Source organism: Stappia stellulata, from assembly GCF_020176715.1.
Taxonomy (GTDB): Bacteria; Pseudomonadota; Alphaproteobacteria; order Rhizobiales; family Stappiaceae; genus Stappia.
On record NZ_JAIVMF010000011.1, the window covers coordinates 99,297 to 115,922 of the forward strand.

At 65.4% G+C, this 16,626-nt stretch carries 12 protein-coding genes, 1 tRNA gene and 2 pseudogenes; 4 read left to right on the forward strand and 11 right to left on the reverse strand.

Annotated elements, in window-relative coordinates:
• Window positions 1-4: 4 nt before the first annotated feature.
• The 4 genes from LC092_RS14000 to LC092_RS14015 all read right to left on the reverse strand — a co-directional run bounded on the left by LC092_RS14000 (window position 5) and on the right by LC092_RS14015 (window position 5,835).
• Complete coding sequence (locus LC092_RS14000) at window positions 5-988, reverse strand: TAXI family TRAP transporter solute-binding subunit (protein ID WP_224807425.1); 984 nt, start codon at window positions 986-988, stop codon at window positions 5-7.
• A 271-nt stretch (window positions 989-1,259) separates the two neighbouring features.
• Entirely contained in the window at window positions 1,260-2,612 is a 1,353-nt protein-coding gene (locus LC092_RS14005) for a sigma-54-dependent transcriptional regulator (protein WP_224807427.1), read from the reverse strand.
• Window positions 2,609-4,480 carry an ATP-binding protein gene (locus LC092_RS14010; RefSeq protein ID WP_224807429.1) on the reverse strand — a complete coding sequence of 624 codons (1,872 nt, stop codon included), beginning with the start codon at window positions 4,478-4,480 and terminating at the stop codon, window positions 2,609-2,611. Before LC092_RS14010 ends, LC092_RS14005 begins: the two co-directional genes overlap by 4 nt.
• 203 nt (window positions 4,481-4,683) lie before the next feature.
• Window positions 4,684-5,835 (reverse strand): iron-containing alcohol dehydrogenase, encoded by a 1,152-nt coding sequence (locus LC092_RS14015; RefSeq protein ID WP_224807614.1) that lies wholly within the window; start codon window positions 5,833-5,835, stop codon window positions 4,684-4,686.
• A 293-nt stretch (window positions 5,836-6,128) separates the two neighbouring features.
• On the opposite strand from LC092_RS14015, the pseudogene LC092_RS14020 reads away from it, so the two are divergent.
• Window positions 6,129-6,807: pseudogene (locus LC092_RS14020) on the forward strand (DDE-type integrase/transposase/recombinase); the annotation flags it as partial.
• Window positions 6,808-6,875: 68 nt separating this feature from the next.
• On the opposite strand, the gene LC092_RS14025 reads toward LC092_RS14020, so the two are convergent.
• Window positions 6,876-6,950 (reverse strand) — tRNA-Thr (locus tag LC092_RS14025).
• Window positions 6,951-7,408: 458 nt separating this feature from the next.
• Here LC092_RS14025 and LC092_RS14030 point away from each other — a divergent pair.
• Window positions 7,409-7,657 (forward strand): hypothetical protein, encoded by a 249-nt coding sequence (locus LC092_RS14030; RefSeq protein ID WP_224807431.1) that lies wholly within the window; start codon window positions 7,409-7,411, stop codon window positions 7,655-7,657.
• A gap of 134 nt (window positions 7,658-7,791) precedes the next feature.
• Here LC092_RS14030 and LC092_RS14035 read toward each other — a convergent pair whose 3' ends face one another.
• Window positions 7,792-8,271, reverse strand: a complete 480-nt coding sequence (locus LC092_RS14035; RefSeq protein WP_224807433.1) for a protoglobin domain-containing protein — start codon at window positions 8,269-8,271, stop codon at window positions 7,792-7,794.
• Between the two features lie 141 nt (window positions 8,272-8,412).
• Between LC092_RS14035 and LC092_RS14040 the strand changes: the two genes are divergently transcribed.
• The gene (locus tag LC092_RS14040) at window positions 8,413-8,952 is read left to right on the forward strand and encodes an RrF2 family transcriptional regulator (protein WP_224807435.1); all 540 of its coding nucleotides are present in this window, start codon (window positions 8,413-8,415) and stop codon (window positions 8,950-8,952) included.
• A gap of 17 nt (window positions 8,953-8,969) precedes the next feature.
• Here the strand turns inward: LC092_RS14040 and LC092_RS14045 are convergent, their stop codons facing one another.
• From LC092_RS14045 to ccoG, 5 genes and pseudogenes are all read right to left on the reverse strand, one after another.
• Entirely contained in the window at window positions 8,970-9,470 is a 501-nt protein-coding gene (locus LC092_RS14045) for a response regulator (RefSeq protein ID WP_084650397.1), read from the reverse strand.
• 151 nt (window positions 9,471-9,621) lie between these two features.
• Window positions 9,622-9,768 (reverse strand): annotated as a pseudogene (gene ccoS / locus LC092_RS14050) (cbb3-type cytochrome oxidase assembly protein CcoS); the annotation flags it as partial.
• Window positions 9,768-12,002 carry a heavy metal translocating P-type ATPase gene (locus LC092_RS14055; protein ID WP_224807447.1) on the reverse strand — a complete coding sequence of 745 codons (2,235 nt, stop codon included), beginning with the start codon at window positions 12,000-12,002 and terminating at the stop codon, window positions 9,768-9,770. The gene LC092_RS14055 and the pseudogene ccoS, both read right to left, overlap by 1 nt.
• 30 nt (window positions 12,003-12,032) lie before the next feature.
• On the reverse strand, window positions 12,033-12,557 hold the full coding sequence (locus tag LC092_RS14060) for a FixH family protein (protein ID WP_224807449.1): 525 nt from the start codon (window positions 12,555-12,557) through the stop codon (window positions 12,033-12,035).
• 178 nt (window positions 12,558-12,735) lie between these two features.
• Entirely contained in the window at window positions 12,736-14,193 is a 1,458-nt protein-coding gene (gene ccoG / locus LC092_RS14065; RefSeq protein WP_224807460.1) for a cytochrome c oxidase accessory protein CcoG, read from the reverse strand.
• Window positions 14,194-14,608: 415 nt separating this feature from the next.
• Here ccoG and LC092_RS14070 point away from each other — a divergent pair, with 415 nt between their 5' ends.
• Complete coding sequence (locus tag LC092_RS14070) at window positions 14,609-16,609, forward strand: tyramine oxidase (protein ID WP_224807462.1); 2,001 nt, start codon at window positions 14,609-14,611, stop codon at window positions 16,607-16,609.
• Window positions 16,610-16,626 lie beyond the last annotated feature (17 nt).

Consider the following 16,626-nt stretch of genomic DNA (forward strand, 5'->3'; position numbering starts at 1 on the left):
AGGCTTACTTGCCGTGGATCATGTCGTCCGGAATGCTCGCGCCGGCGTTCTCGATGAACCATTCGGCGGCACCCGGGTGCCACTTCAGGACCTTGTTCTTGTCCCAGTTCTCGGGAAGCGTCGAACGGGCGGCCTTATGGATGCCGACCATGCGCTCGTTGTCGGACATCACGACATCGACCGCCGCCTTCACGAAGGAGGCCGGCAGGTCGCAGTTGGCGACGGCGAAGTTCCACATGGAGACCGAGCGAGCCGGCGCCTTCAGCGTGGAATAGGTGCTTTCCGCGATCTGGAACTCGGAGACCGGGAAGGCCTCCATGATCTTGGCCTGCTCTTCTTCCGTGAACTCGATGATGTTGATGTCGGTCTGGACTTCCAGCTGGCTGACAGCGGGAACCGGGACGCCGGCGGCAAAGGCGATCACGTCGAGCAGACCGTCCTGAAGCTGACCGCCGAGATCCGACCAGCCGCCGTTGCGGCGCTCGAAGTTGACGCCCAGCGCTTCCATCATGCGCGGGAAGTAAGTGTCGGAGGTCGACCCGGCCGGGCCGAAACCGATCTTGGCGCCGTCCGGAATGTCGGCGATCGACTTGATGCCGGACGAGGCCAGCGCGGTCACCGAGAACGGCGTCTGATACATCGGGAACATCGCGCAGGCGTTGTCCATCTTGAGACCCGGCGCGATCGGGTTGGTGCCGGCCAGCGATTCAGCCGCCGGACCCATCGTGGTCATGCCGAACTGCGCGTCGCCGGTGTGCACCAGCGCCATGTTCTGCATCGGGCCGCCGGTGACTTCGCCACCGCCGGAAATGCCGAGCTGATCGGCGACAAGGTTCGCCCAGCCGGAGCCATAGGCGAAATAGGTGCCGCCCTGCGATGCGGTGCCGACCGTGAAGCTTTCCGGCCAGCCGGTGCGGTCCTGAGCGACGGCGACCGAGGTGGACATCGCGACGGCAACCAGCGTGCCTGTAAGGGCTTTGAGTTTCATGGGTTCCTCCAGATTTCCGCCGGACAGCCAGGAAACAAGGTCCCCGCTCCCTCCCGTCCGGCATTCTTTCGGGTGGACAGAGATCCACCCTACAGGCCTCTCGGGGCCCGCACCGGTCAAAAAAGGAGCGACCTCGCATAAAAACAAGAGCGCTTGCGCAGTTCATCTCCGGTGATTTTGCAATTCCGGTAAAAATGGGTCGATCAGGTAACATGACAGGCCAAACGGTGGGTCACCTTCTACCCACCGCAACGTTCAAGCGTCGCCGCCCTCAGTCATCGTCCAGAAAGTCGTCCCGCGACAGGCCGTATTTCTGCATCTTCTCGTAGAGGGCCTTGCGCGAGATTCTGAGGCTTTCGTAGGTGTCCTTCAGCCGGCCGCCGTTCGCGGCAAGACTAGCGGCCACGAGAGCTTTTTCGTGATCGGCCAATTGTTCCGCAAGGCCGGGCCGGTCGGGCGACAAGTGTTCGTCGAAGCTGCGCCCGAGAGCGAGGTCGAAGCCGAGAACATATCGGTCCGCGGCATTGCGCAACTCGCGCACGTTCCCCGGCCACTCCTGGGCGGCGATCGAGGACAGCACCGCGCCCGAGACCTCCGCGACCTCGCGCTTGTAGCGGGCCGCGGCTTCGGCGACGAGCTGCAGGAACAGGTTCGGCACGTCCTCGCGGCGCTCGCGCAGCGGCGGTATCTGCAGCGTGACGACGTTGAGGCGGTACAGCAGGTCGGCGCGGAACCGACCGGCCTCCGCCTCTTTCACCAGATCCAGCTTGCTGGTGGCGACAAAGCGGACGTCCAGTTCCAGCCGTTCGTTGGAGCCGAGCCGGGCGATCACCCGGTTCTGGATGGCGTGCAGCAGCTTGGCCTGCATCGCCTGGGACAGGCAGTCGATCTCGTCGAGCAGTACCGTGCCGCCGCGCGCCGCCTCGAAGCGCCCGACGCGGGTGCGCATGGCGCCGGCGAAGGCCCCCGCCTCGTGGCCGAAGAGCTCGCGCTCGATCATGTCGGCGGGAAGGGCGGCGCAATTGATCTGGATGAAGGGCATGTTCGCACGGCTGGATGCCTGATGCAGCGCCCGCGCCGCGACTTCCTTGCCAACCCCGGTTTCGCCCAGGATCAGCACATCCACCTCCGCCGCCGCCACGCGCCTCACCTGCTGGCGCAGCGCCGCCATGACCGCACTCTGGCCATGGATCTGCACGTCGATCGCCTCGCGGGCATCGACCTGCCGGCGCAACACGCGGTTTTCCAGCGTCAGCCGACGCTTTTCCAGCGCGCGCCGCACGGTTTCCGTCAGGCGGCTGGGCGCGAAGGGCTTTTCGAGGAAATCATAGGCGCCGTCGCGCATCGAGTTGACCGCCAGTTCGACGTCGCCCTGCCCGGTCACCAGGATCACCGGAAAGGCCGGGTCGATCTCCAGTGCGCGTCGCATCAGCGTCAGCCCGTCCATCCCCGGCAGGCGGATGTCGGTGACGAGCACGCCGGGAAAGTCGCGCTTCAACTGGCCAAGGGCCGCCTCCGCGTCGCCGAAACACTGGGCGGACAATCCGTCGAGCTGCAGGCTCTGCTCGGCGGCAAACCGCAGATGTTCCTCGTCATCCACAAAAAGGACCGTATCGATCTTCATTCGGCCGCCGTCTCCCGCGCGTCCAGGGCCACCGTGTCGGCCTGTGCCGCCTGCAGCTCCAGACTGAAGACGGCACCGTTCTGCGCGTGGTTCTGCGCAAGCAGGCGGCCGCCGAAGTCCCGGATGATGTTGTAGGAGATCGAGAGCCCGAGGCCGAGGCCGCGACCCGGCGTCTTGGTGGTGAAGAAGGGATCGAAGATCTTGCCGATGGTCTCCTCGTCGATGCCGGGTCCGTGGTCGCGGATCTTCAGGCTCCAGCGGTCGCCAACCCGCGACAGGCCGACCTCGATCACCGGCCTCTCCTCATCCTCCATCGCGTCGAGCGCGTTGTTGAGCAAATTGACGATCACCTGCTGCAGCCGCACGTGGCCGCCGATCACCCAGGCGGGCTCGTCGGGCAGGTCGAGCCGCACGTCAACCCGCCCCGCCTCCAGCCGCCCCTGGAGAATGGCAAGCGCATCCTGCATCACCGGCACCAGCTCGACCGGACGGACCTTCTCCTGCGGCCGGCGGGCAAAATTCCGCAGATGCTTGGAAATCGACGCCATGCGGTCGGTCATGGCGGAGATGCGGCGGATGTTCTCGCGCGTTTCCTCCTCCCGTCCGCGTGCCAGGAACTGGATGGCGTTGTCGGCATAGGATTTGACCGCCGCAAGCGGCTGGTTGAACTCATGGCTGAGTGCTGCGGACATCTGCCCGAGCGCGGCGAGCTTGCCGGCCTGGATCAATTCGGTCTGGGTCTGGCGCAGGCGGTTTTCCGCGTCGCGGCGTTCGCGCACCTCCTCGACCAGCTTGTCGTTGGCCTGCTTGAGATCCAGCGTGCGTTCCGCGATCCGCGCCTCCAGCGTTTCCGTCGCCGCCCGCTGGACGGCAATCCGCTCCAGAAGCTGAGCCCGGCGCTGGAGATAGAAGGCGACGCCGAACCCGAGCAGCATGATCAAGAGCGCCAGGATCGACACGGCGCCAAGCGCCTGGGCATTCGCCCGCTCGGTCGGGGTCAGGATCGTGACGGCCCAGCCGGCGTCGTGGATCGGCAATGTGTTGGCGATGAACTCCCTGCCCTGCCCGTCGACCTCGATGGACAGCAGCGCCATGTCGCCGCGCAGCGGCGAGGCCGTGTTGGGCAGCAGCTCCATCCTGTCGACCGGATACTGGCGGATCGCCTCGATGCGCTCCCGCTCCCCGTCCGAGAGCGGCCGCACGGTGCGAAAGTGCCAGCGCGGATTGCTGGACATGAAAACGACACCGTTGAGATCCCTGACGATCACCCAGTGATCGCCGCCGCGCCAGGCCTCCTCGAAGGGCGCGACCAGGAATTTCACCGCGACGACCCCGATGATGCGCTGCCCGACCTCCACCGGAAACGCGTAGAAATAGCCGCGCTCGCCGGAGGTGGTGCCGAGCGCGAAAAAACGGCCGAGACCGCCCTCGACCGCCTGGGTGAAATAGGGCCGATAGCCGAAATTCCGTCCGACAAAGGAGAGTTCCTTGCGGTAGCTGCTGGCGGCGATGGTGAGGCCGGTCGTGTCCATCAGATAAACGTCTGAGGCTTTCAGGCGTTCCGCGGTCAGGCGCAATTCCTCGTTCACGCGCTGCAGCAGTTCGGTATCGTCCGGCGCCTGCAACGCCTGCGCCAGAACCGGGCGCTCGGCGATCAGGCCGGGCAGCGGCTCGTAGCGACGCAGCGCCCCGTTCAGCCCTTCCACCGTCAGGCGCAGCGTTTCCTTGCCCCTCAGCCCCGCCTGGATCTGGAAGAAGGCCTCCAGACGCGGAAAGGTGACGAGCGTGGCGACAACCGCCAGCGCCGCGAATGCCATCAGCGCCTTGCCGCCGGTAAAGCGGGTGGGTGTCGAGGTCCGGGTCTTCATGCGATGCAGTATGCCGGGCCGCGTCGACAACGTCGACGTCGCTTTGCCGCTGCGCAAACTCGCACACAACAAACCGTGTTCTCGTTCGACCTGTGCTTGAGATCTGCGCAGGGAGCACGAGCCGGCTGCGACGGATCGTGTCGGAGGTCTGCAGCGATCCCCGATAAGGGGATTGCCGCGAAACCGCGGCAACCGGACCGGCCCTACCAGGCCGCCTCATAGATCCGGAGCGCGTCGGCCCGGGTCACCTCCCGGGGATTGTTGACCAGAAGACGGGTCTGGTTCATTGCGTCCGACGCCATGTCGGCCAGCGCCTCGCGGCCAATGCCGACATCCCGCAGGCGCGCCGGCAAGCCGCAGCGTCCGGCAAGCGCGGCGAGGCTGTCGCAGAAGGCGGCCGCGCAATTCCCGACGCCGCCCAGGTCGGGAAACAGGATCGGCGCGATCTCCTCATACCCTCCGGGCGCGGTTTCAATATTGAAGCGCAGGACATGCGGCAGCACCAGCGCGTTCGACAGCCCGTGCGGCACCTTGAAGCGTCCGCCGATGGGATAGGCCAGCGCATGGACGGCGGCGACCGGCGAATTGGCGAAGGCCTGCCCGGCCAGAAGCGAGCCCAGCAGCATGTCGGAGCGTGCGGACATGTCGTCAGGCGTCGTCACCGCCCGCTCCAGCGCGCCTCCCATCAACCGCAGCGCCTCGCAGGCAAGCGCCCGCGACACCGGATTGTTGTTGGCGCTTTTCGAGCAATAGGCCTCGATGGCATGCACCATCGCGTCGACGCCGGTTGCGGCCGTGACATGGGCGGGAAGGCCGCGCGTGGTCTCCGGATCGAGGATCGCCAGATCGGGCAGGAGGACCGGGCTGACGACGCCCGACTTCTCGTTTTCGCCGGTGGTGACGATGGCAATCGGCGTCACCTCGGAGCCGGTTCCGGCCGTGGTGGGAACAACGACGAGTGGAAGGCGGCCGGCCGGCAACTGGCCGATGCCGTAGCTCTTGCGCAGATCGGCCCCGCTTTGCGCCAGGGCGGCGGCGAGCTTGGCGACATCCAGAGACGACCCTCCGCCAAGGCCAAGAACACCCGTTGCCGAGACCTCCAGCATCCGGTCGCGCGCGGCCAGGACCACGCTCTCGGACGGATCGGCGGTCACCTCGTGAAACAGATGCACCTCGGCGCCGGCCTTTCGCAGGGCGCGCTCCGCCCTCCCCGGCATGTCGGTCGCAAGCATTCCAGGGTCCGTGACAATGACGATGCGCGCGCCAAGCAAGGGCGCAGCAAAAGCGTCCAGCCTGTCGAGCAGGCCGGAACCGAAGCGGATCGAACGGGTGGTGTCGAAGCTAAAGGGCATCATCTGGTCGGCCTCCGGGGTCTCTTGCAGCGTCTGCGGATCGTGGAGCCGCGGCAACCGCGCCGTGACACCGGCATCGCGCTCCTCGACATCGATCCGCAGGTCTCGGGCGAAGATATCGCGGACTTGCGCATATCCGTAAAGCACCACGGCACAGCTGGCGCCAAGCGCCGGAAAATCATCGGCGTCCGGCGTCACACCGGACGCACGGTCGCGCGCGAACCGCATCGGCTCGCCCGGCGCCCGGTTCATGCCCGCGGCTTTGCCACGTCGTTGAGGTTGATGCCGTTCATCCCGCCCGGCTCATGAGGGTGACGGGGTTTCATGGCTCCTTCCCGGCAAACCGGTCAAAACGACGCTCCCTGGCGCGTCAGCCCCCAGTCCACTCGACCAAGAGAACGGCCGGTTCAAGGCACCGGCGCCGGACGGGCTCCGGGTTTCGGACGTCACATCTGTGGCCACTTGGCAGGGCTTCATCTCTGTCGCCGCGCGCCATCGGCCACGAACCAGTGGCGCCTGCCACGGCTGGCTCATCGACGCGCTTGCCCGGCGTATCATCGGCTGGCGTGTCAGCCGGACAGCGCCTGCGACCTTTGTCCTCGATGCCCTGGAGCAAGCGCTTCATGATCGGCGTCCCGCTCATGATTGCGGGCCCCGGCACCATTCTGACAGGGGCGTCCAATGGGTGTCGGTCAGGTACTCGGAGCGGCTGGCCGAGGCCGCAGGCAAGCCTTGCGCCGCAAGTGTCGGCGACAACTACGACAATGCTCTCGCCGAAACGATCAACCGGCTATACAAGGCCGAAATCATTCATCGGCCCGGACCTTGGCGAAGCTTTGAAACCGGTGAATTCGCCACACTCGACGGGGCGACCGGCTCAATCGCAGGCGCTTGCTGGGGCTTGTGGGAAACTTCCCTCCGGCTGAAGCGGAGGAACAATATACCACCCCGTGTCAAACGAACGCGCCCACATAACTCAACCCAAACAGCCGCCGCCAAACCTGGCACGGTTCAAAAATTAATGGGGCGATCTGGCGAAGAACTGGTGCTGCCGGAGAGATTTGAACTCTCGACCTCTCCCTTACCAAGGGAGTGCTCTACCCCTGAGCTACGGCAGCGATGGACGCGGGTGTAAGTGCAAAGAACCTAGCAGTCAAGCCGGTTTGACGCGGCTTCTGTGGGAAATCGGGATTTTCGCGGCGCGCGCATTCGCATCGGTTTGCGCAGGCGCCTGGGCCGCGGCTCGCACAGCTCCAGCCCGGGTTTTGTCGCAGGCTGCGCAGCCGAAAATGCGGCCTCGCCGCGCGACCGGACGCATGGACGCCGAAGCGTGGCCATTGGCCGGAGCCCGGGCGCAGTTTCATGCCACCCGGAGACGGCACAGCCCCAGTAAAGATCCCCGCAAGACGGTTTTGCCGCTGCGCCGGCGGACTTGCGCCAGGACGCTGTTTCCGGCACATGCTGTTCATGTCGTGACCACGGGCGGGCGGTGCTTTTTCATGGGCGCAAAACCGCCTGCGGCCGGCCTCGCCGGATCCGCGCACCGCAACGTTCAGGCGCCAGGAGTACCTCAGACATGAGCACATCCAACGAAAGACCGGAGCGTCCGACGGGCGCGGATCACTCGGCCTTCGAGGCAGCGCCCGCCGGCACCGACCGCAGCGCGGCACCGGACGACGCATCGCACCCGGCGGATCCCTCCGCGCGGGAGAGCGCGCCCGCCGCACCGGCGAAGACCCGCGACACCCGCGAGGAGCGGCTTGTCGCCGCGCTTCGCGCCAATCTGCGCAAGCGCAAGGCCGCCGCGCGGCCACGCTCGCAATAGGCTTCCGGGCCGGCGCGCGCGACCAGCACCGTCCGGGCGCCCCCGGCGCCGAAAGGGCACGGGATCCGGTCGGCGAGGCCCGCCCGCGACGCAAGCGCCGCCCCATGGCGGGCCTGCACAAGGCGGCATCGGTTTCAGTCGACATAGACGATATAGTAGGTCGAGGCCGCAATCGTCATGTCGAGAAACACCATCCGCCGGATCGATGCCATCATCGACGCGCGTTCGGCCGCCGGCAGGACCGCGGACTGCAGCCTCTTCTCGAAGGCATTGAGAAACCATCCGTAGGAGGCGATGTAGTCGGTCATCGTCACCCCGTAGCGGTGATGCTTCACCGCGATCGATCGCGCATGCGAGCGGTAGACGTCATCCAGCACGCCTGAAAACAGCAGCGCCCAATAGCTCTCCTGCTTGCCCTTGAGGCCCTCGACATCGATCTCCTTCAGCCGCCACTTCTCGTCGGACATGATGCGATTGTCATAGAATTCGTTGAGGATTGAAGGAATTAGCGGCGACAAGATCCGCCATGCATGCCTGATATTGTCCAGGTCGGCACTCGAGAGTTCGATGAATTCAGCCAGGTCATGGATCTTCGCCCAGTTTTCAGCCTGCATGCTGCACCCCCGACCCAAAATTCACTTTTCTCTATCTAATAATCGTCCTAAATCACATTTCTTTGCTGTTCAAGTATTTTTGAAATACTCAATTTGCTTTTACGCAAATGCAAAATGCACTTCCTAGATATATGATTTTTCATGGAAATTGATTTCTTGTTTGTATTACCTTACGATTCAAAAAAAAGCGAAAATTCCAAAAAGGGAATAGACATGCGCCTTACGAACCGGACCGATATCGCGGTTCGAACGCTTATGTACTTGGCTATTCATGGCGACAGAATTGTGCCGATCGATGAAATCGTCGAGAAAAGCGCAAGTCATCGCTCCCAGGTCGTCGCGGCTGTGCAGAAGCTGCGCAAGACCGGCTACATAAGATCGACGGTGGGACGCAGTGGCGGGGTCGCGCTGGATCGGGATCCGGCCGAAATTCGCATTTCTTCCATTGTCAAACTTATTGAGCCGGACTTTTTCCTTACGGAATGCCACGAGAAGGACTGTGCCGCGCGCTGCACCTTCTACACAGCCTGCCAGTTGCGCAGCGCGCTGGACGGTGCCCTGGAGGCGTTTTTCGCGGCGCTGTCGCGGGTCACCCTTGCCGATCTCGTCGACAACAAGACCGACTTGCTGTCCGCAATCGCCGAGAGCCGCGCCCGAAATTCCCCAGAGTTGACACGGTAGTTCAGGACGCAGGCCCGTCAGGCTGCCTGCCCGCCTTCCCCGTTTTCCATGCTTTGCCAGATTTTCTGGCGGTTGCGGATCTCGCGCGGAGCGGGACCGAAATAGCTCGGCGTCTTGACGAAGTCGCGCGGCTGCATGATCACCGAATTGACCCGCTGGTAGAGCGCCTTGGCGGAAATCGGCTTGGACAAAAGCTCGTGCACGCCGAGCCGGCGCGCCTCGATGATACGGCTGCGCTCGGTGTGGCCGGTAACCATGATGATCGGGATATAGGCGAAGGGATTGTGCGGATTGCGGATCATGCGGACCATGTCGGCGCCGTCGAGGATCGGCATGACCCAGTCGAGGATCAGGATATCCGGGTTCGCGCGTTCCATCGCCTCAAGCCCGGACGCGCCGTCCTCCGCCTCGACGATGCGACGCGCGCCGAACCCTTGCAGCATGGTGCGCAGGATCGTGCGCATATACGCACTGTCTTCGACGAGAAGAAACGTCAGGGATGCAAGATCTAGCGACACGCGGAAACCTCCAGTCCGCCCCCTTATGACATGCGAAATCTGAAATAACGGTTATCCCCGCGCCACAACCGGAAAAACGAAGTCAGCGCCCGGCGGGACGCTTTTCGCGCGTCTCGGGACCAGCCGCGCGCGTCACCGGCGGGTCGGTCTGGTCGGGCAGATCGTCGTCCTGCAGGATGCGATACTTGGCGCCTTCCAGATCGTCGTATTGCCCGGCCTTGAGCGACCACAGGAAACCGGCAAGGCCGAGCAACCCGAGCACCAGGGCGACCGGAATGAGATAGATCAGGACGTCCATCAGCTCTCTTCCTGGCGAGGGGAAACGGCGGCGCCACCGGCGTTCTGCGCGCAAAGACGCAGGCGAAGCGCATTGAGCGTGACCACAAGCGACGACAGCGACATGGCGAGTGCCGCAATCAGCGGGGTCACGAAACCGGCGACCGCGAAGGGCACGGCGACGAAGTTGTAGAGCGTGGAGAACCACAGGTTCTGCATCATCGCCGCATGCGCCCGGCGCGACAGCGCCAGCGCGTCGCAGACCGGCGACAGACGGTCGCCGAGGAACACCGCGTCGGCCGCCGCCTGGGCGACATGCACCGCCGTGACCGGCGACAGCGAGACATGGGCGGCAGCCAGCGCCGGCGCGTCGTTCAGCCCGTCGCCGACCATCAGCACCTTGCGCCCCTCGGCGGCGAGCACCTCCAGGCGGGCGATCTTGTCTTTCGGCGTCAGGCCGGCGCGCCAGTCGGCAATCCCGAGTGTCCTCGCGATGTCGGCGACGGGCGCCTCGCGGTCGCCCGAGAGAATTGCCAGCCGGTAACCGGCCTGCCGCAGCCGCACCACCGCCTCTGCCGCGTCGGGCCGAAGGCGCTGCGCGATGAGGAAGGGCACCGGCGCGGCCTCGCCGTCGCGAAAGACCAGCAGCGAGGCACCGGGGTGACCGGCGGCGGCGCGTTCGGCATCGGCGGGAGACAATTCGCAGAAGCTGGCACTGCCAAGCCTCAGGCTGCGACCCTCGAAGATCGCCTCGACGCCTTCGCCCGGGACTTCGCTCACCTGATCCAGCGGCACGCGCGCGTCGCTTGCCCTTGCCAGCGCGGCGGACAGCGGATGCCGGCTCGACAGCGCCAGCCGGCCGGCGAGCGCCTGCACGTCGGGGTCGACACCGTCGGCGGCGACAAGCTCGGGCACGGCGAGCGTCAGCGTGCCGGTCTTGTCGAAGACGATGGTATCAGCCTCCGCCAGCCGCTCGACCGCATCGCCGGCGTGCAGCAGGACGCCGGCGCGAAAGAGCAGCCCGGAGGTGACGACCTGAACGGCCGGGATCGCGAGACCCAGCGCACAGGGACAGGTGATGATGAGCACGGAGATGGCGGTCACGAGCGCAGGCTGCCAGCCCTGCCCGGTCGCCCACCAGCCGAGGAAGGTCAGAAGTGCGGCGAGATGAACCAGCGGCGAATAATAGGCGGCCGCCCGGTCGGCAAGGCGCACGTGACGCGACTTCGCCTGGCCGGCGGCCTCCAGCAGGCGGGTGACCTCGTCGAGCAGCGTCGCCCCCGAGGCGGTCGTCACCTGCACGGTGAGATTGGCGGAGGCGTTGAGCGTGCCGGCATAGACCGCATCGCCCGGCTCGACCCGCGCAAGGGCCGTTTCGCCGGTGACGAGGCTCTGGTCGATCTCGGAGGTTCCCGTCTCGATCCGCCCGTCGAGCGGCACCCGCTCGCCGGCGCGCACATAGATACGCTGGCCCGGCTCGACCTTGGAGAGCGGCACCTCGCGCAAGGAGCCGTCGGCGCGCTGCACGACGGCGGTCTCCGCCTTCAGCGCGGCGATGTTTTCGGCGAACGCCCGGGTGCGCCGGCGCATCATGTGGTCGAGATAGCGGCCGATCAGCAGGAAGAACAGGAGCATCACCGCCGATTCGAAATAGGCGTGATGCGCCGACTGAACGGTCTGCATGACCGACAGGAACAGCGCCAGCGACACGCCGATGACGATCGGCACATCCATGTTGAGCCGGCGGGCGGCGATGGCGGAAAAGGCGGAGCGCAGGAACGGCCGGCCGGCGTAGACCGCCGCCGGCAGCGCGATCAGCGCGGAAAGCCAATGGAAGAAGTCGCGGGTTTCGGGCGTGATGCCGGTGGCGTTGCCGGACCAGACGGAGACCGACAGCAGCATGATGTTCATCATGGCGAAGCCGGAGACGGCAAGCGCGCGCAAAAGCTCGCGCCCCGTCGCGTCGGCGCGCTCGCGCACCTGTGCCGGGTCGAAGGGATGGGCGCGGTAGCCCAGCCTGGACAGCGTCTCGACGATCCGTTCGGCTGTCGTGCGCTCGGGCGCCCAGTCGACCGCAAGCCGATGGCTCGTCAGGTTGAGCCGCGCGGTCTCCACGCCCTCCTGCGCGCCGAGGCCGCGCTCGATCTCCACCATGCAGGCGGCACAGGTCACGCCCTCCACGGCGAGATCCATATGCGCGCGCCCTTCCGGCGTCAGCGTGATGAAGGCGTCCCAGTCCCGCTCATGCGCGGTCATGATCGCACCGCCCGCATGGACCCGCTCCACTCACTGCGATAGGAAGACGCGGTTGCGCGACTTGAAGGCATCGCCCTCACGCCCGCCCAGCGCCTCGAGATCGAGGATCCAGTTGCCCGCCGCCAGGTCGTTGACCATCGCCTGATAGCGCCCGGTTTCGCCTTCCTGAAGAACGACGACCACAGGGGCTTCGGGGCTTGCCGGCCGCCGCAGCGTCGCGGTGACCGTCAAGCCGGACAAGGGGGCGCCGTCGGCATCTTTCGCCAGAACCGCGACGCGCGCAGCCTCCGCGCCGGCCCGCTCGATCTCGCCCGACACCGACCAGTCGCGCGCCGCCTGTTCGCGCGACGCGGCGATGGCGTCATTATAGGCCAGTCCGTCCTCATAGGCCGTCTCGGTGACAACGCCGGGGAAGGACTTCCATGCCAGATGGAGGAAGATCGCATTGGCGATGAAGATGACAGTGAAAAAGCCGATCATCCAGAACAGCACCGTCCGTCCAGTGATTTTCCGCTCTGTGCGCGCCTGGGTCATTGTATCCGCCGTTGATGTCATTTTTGAAAAAACCGTCCTATCGCATGGCACCGCACGGCGCCGGCCGCAAGCTTTCTCCATGCATAGCCCGCGTCGCTCCCCGGTTCCTTGACAAGGATCATGGGAGACAAGGATCATGGGACAACGGAGACGGCCGGGACACCTGCGCGTCCCGGCCGCGATCCGACGGCGCCCGCCCTCAGGGCGCCTTGAAGAAGTCCGTGCCGGTCGCCACCTCGCCCATCACCGTCTCGGTGATGCGGAAGGTGATCGGCGTCGTCTTCGCCATCTCGGCGTCGGCGGGCGAGAAGACAAGCACGCGCACCTCGCGGGTGGTGTCCGGCCCGACGCCGATCACCGGCCTGCCGTTCACGGTCTGGTCGATGCCGACGGCCTCGATCCGGCTGCCCTCTGGCATGCCCTCGACCGACAGGATGAAGTCGCGCTGGACCTGCCGCTTGTTGAGCAGGCGGATGGTGTAGCCGTTCCTGACCGCGCCGTCGGACAGCTCGACGTAGATCGGGTTGCGGTCGTGGAGCACATTGACGCCCTCCAGTTCCCGCGTCGCCAGCGCATAGGTCATGATCCCGGCGATCAGCAGAATCACCGCGACATAGATCACCGTGCGCGGGCGCACGATGCGCACGAAGGTTTCCTTGCCTTCCATGCGCCGCTTGATGTTCTCGTCGGTGTCATAGGCGATCAGGCCGCGCGGCTTGCCGACCTTGTCCATGACATCGTCGCAGGCATCGATGCACAACCCGCACTGGATGCAGCCGAGCTGCGTTCCGTTGCGGATGTCGACACCCGTAGGGCAGGCGTGGAAGCACTGGTGGCAATCGACGCAGTCGCCGGCCGGCAGCCCTTCCGCCTCGCGCTTCAGGTTCTGCTTCAGCGAGCCGCGCGGCTCGCCGCGGTCGTAGCGATAGGTGACATTCAGCGCTTCCTCGTCGGTCAACGCCGCCTGAATGCGCGGCCAGGGGCAGAGGAAGATACAGACCTGCTCGCGCATGTGGCCGGCGAGCGCATAGGTGGTGAAGGTGAGAATGCCGATCCACAGATAGGCGGCGAAGGCCGCCTGTCCGGTTGCGAGATCCATCACCAGCGTCGGCGCATCGGCGAAATAGAGCACCCAGGCACCGCCCGTCCACCAGGCGATCATCAGCCACAAGGTGTGTTTGGAGACCTTCTGGGTGATCTTCTTCAAGGTCCAGGGCTGCTTGTCGAGCCGGATCCGGTCGCGCCGGTCACCCTCGGTGTGACGCTCGACCCAGAGGAACAGGTCGGTCCAGACGGTCTGCGGGCAGAGGTAGCCGCACCACACGCGGCCGGCAACGGCGTTCATCAGGAAGAGCGCCATGGCCGCCAGGATCAAGAGGCCGGTGAGGTAATAGACCTCCTGCGGCCAGATCTCGATGAAGAAGAAATAGGCACGGCGGCCCTCCATGTCGATCAGCACCGCCTGGTCCGGTGCATTTGGGCCTCGGTCCCAGCGCACGAACGGCAGGAAATAGTAGATGCCAAGGGTCGCGAACAGGACCGCCCACTTTATCTTGCGGAAGGTTCCATGGACCGCCATCGGGTAAATCTTCTTCGCCGAGGCGAACCACTCGTCAGGGTGGGCGCCAGAGCCCGATGGATCCGTTTCAGCACGCATCGTTCCGTCCATTTCTTCGATCTCTCATGTCCCGCCCCACGGGACAAACGGGGAGCACGGGTCTGCAAGGGCGCGACAACCGTTCGCTCATCTGCCGGCACATTATCGACAGCGGCCCGATCCCGCGTTGCGACACGTCAACACCGCGACAATCGGTCACTTTGGCAATGCGTGAACCCTGGTTTGCCAGCCTAACACGGATAGCGCGGAAGCGATGCCCGCGCCTTGACCGGGATCAAGGAAACCGCGCCTCCCGCGCCCGACGGCGTGCAGTCAAAGGGTGCGACAATTTGGCCGGATCTGCACAATCACGTCGCGTCGACCGCGCTAGGTTTGGTCTGGCGCGAAGACCGCGAGCAACGCGGCGCGCGCCTGCGATCAACCAGACCGGATCAAGCTTCAGGGGAACACCATCATGCGATTGTCGCAAATCGGAACGCTGCTGACCGGAGGCGCGCTGACGCTCGCCGCCGCCCTGTCCAGCGCCACCGCCCATCCGCTCGACGGCCTCAGCGAGGCGGAGATCGGCGAGGCCGTCGCGCTGCTGCAGGCCGCCGGCCACACCAATGCCGAGACGCTCTATCCCTATATCTCGCTGCTGGAACCGGAGAAATCCCTCGTTCTCAACTGGCGCGAGGGCCAGCCGGAACCGCGCGCGGCCGAGGTTCACTTCAAGACCCCGGAGGGTGCCTTCATCGCCGAGGTCAACCTCGCCGGCGATGCCGTCGTCTCCGTCGAGCCGGCGGCCGGCGAGACCATGATCCTGCTCACCGAGTTCCTGACGGCGATGGAGCTTGCCACCTCCGATCCCGCTTTCGTCGCCGGTCTTGAAAAACGTGGGCTGACGGCGGCCGATGTCTTCTGCCTGCCGCTGACCGCCGGACGGTTCGGCCTCGCGGAGGAAGACGGACGGCGGCTGATGAAGGTGCCCTGCTACGTCCTGCCGGAGGGATCCAACTTCTACGCCAAACCGATCGAGGGGCTCTACGCGGTCGTCGACCTCAACGCCGACGAGGTCGTGGAAGTGTTCGACAGCGGCGTGTTGCCGCTTCCCGAAGACCCCTGGGGCTACACGGAGGCCGAAGTGGAGGAGCGCCTCGGCGCGCTTCGCCCGCGCGCCAACCCCGCGCGGCTCAGCCAGCCGGGCGGCTCGAACATCACCATCGAGAACGGGCTGATCTCCTGGGACATCTGGCGGTTTCGCGCCCGCGTCGACAAGCGCCCGGGGCTGGTTCTCTCCAACATCGACGTGAAGGACGGCGAGCGCTGGCGCTCCGTGCTCTATCAGGCGCATCTGTCGGAAGTCTTCGTTCCCTACATGGATCCGGACGCCGGCTGGTACTGGCGCACCTATATGGACAGCGGCGAATACGGCTTCGGCATCTTCCTGTCGCCGCTGCGCCCCGGCGTCGATTGCCCGGCCTATGCGCAATATCTGCCGGCACTCGTCCATCAGGACGACGGCTCCCCGCTCGCGATCCCCGGTGCGATCTGTGTCTTCGAGCGCAACATCGGCGATCCGGCCTGGCGGCATTTCGAGATCTTCGCGCAATCCGAAACCGAGATGGTCCCGGCCGAAGGGCGTCCGGCAACGCAGCTTGTCGTGCGTACGGCGTCTGAAGTCGGCAACTACGATTATCTCGTCGACTACGTCTTTCATCAGGACGGGCGCATCGACGTGATGGTCGGCTCCACCGGACTGGATGCGGTCAAGGGGGCCGCGATCAGGTCGATGACCGACGAGGGGGCCGCGGAGGAAACCCGCTACGGTACGCTGATCGCGCCGAACCTGATCGCCCCCAATCACGACCACTTCTTCAACTTCAAGCTCGACTTCGATGTCGACGGGACGTCCAACACGTTCATGCGCACCGCATTGGTGAAGGGCGAGGTCGCGGCCGATGCGCCGCGCCGCTCGCTCTGGGTGACGCAGACGACGCCGGCGGAAACCGAGCTTGGCGGGCGCTACAAGGTCAATCCGGACACGCCGGCGATGTATCACGTCATGAACATGGGCGCGGAGGGACCGCTCGGCCACAAGCCCGGCTACATGATCGTGCCGAACAACTCGGTCGCCTATTCGCCGTTCGATTTTGCAAACGACCCGCCGATGAAGCGAAACGCCTATGTGGAATACACCATCTGGAACACGCCCTATGACCGCGACGAGCGCTACGCGGGCGGGCGCTTCGCCTTCCAGAGCGACGGATCGGACACGCTGGCGGCCTGGACCGCGCAGGACCGGCCGATCGCGAACACGGATATCGTCACCTGGTACACGATGGGCTTCCATCACGTGCCGCACACGGAAGACTGGCCGGTGATGTCGACCATGTGGAAGGGTTTTTCGCTGAGACCCTTCAATTTCTTCCCGCACAATCCGGCGCTGTCGATCCGTCTCGACGACGGCTCCTGAGAAACGCGACCTGTGGC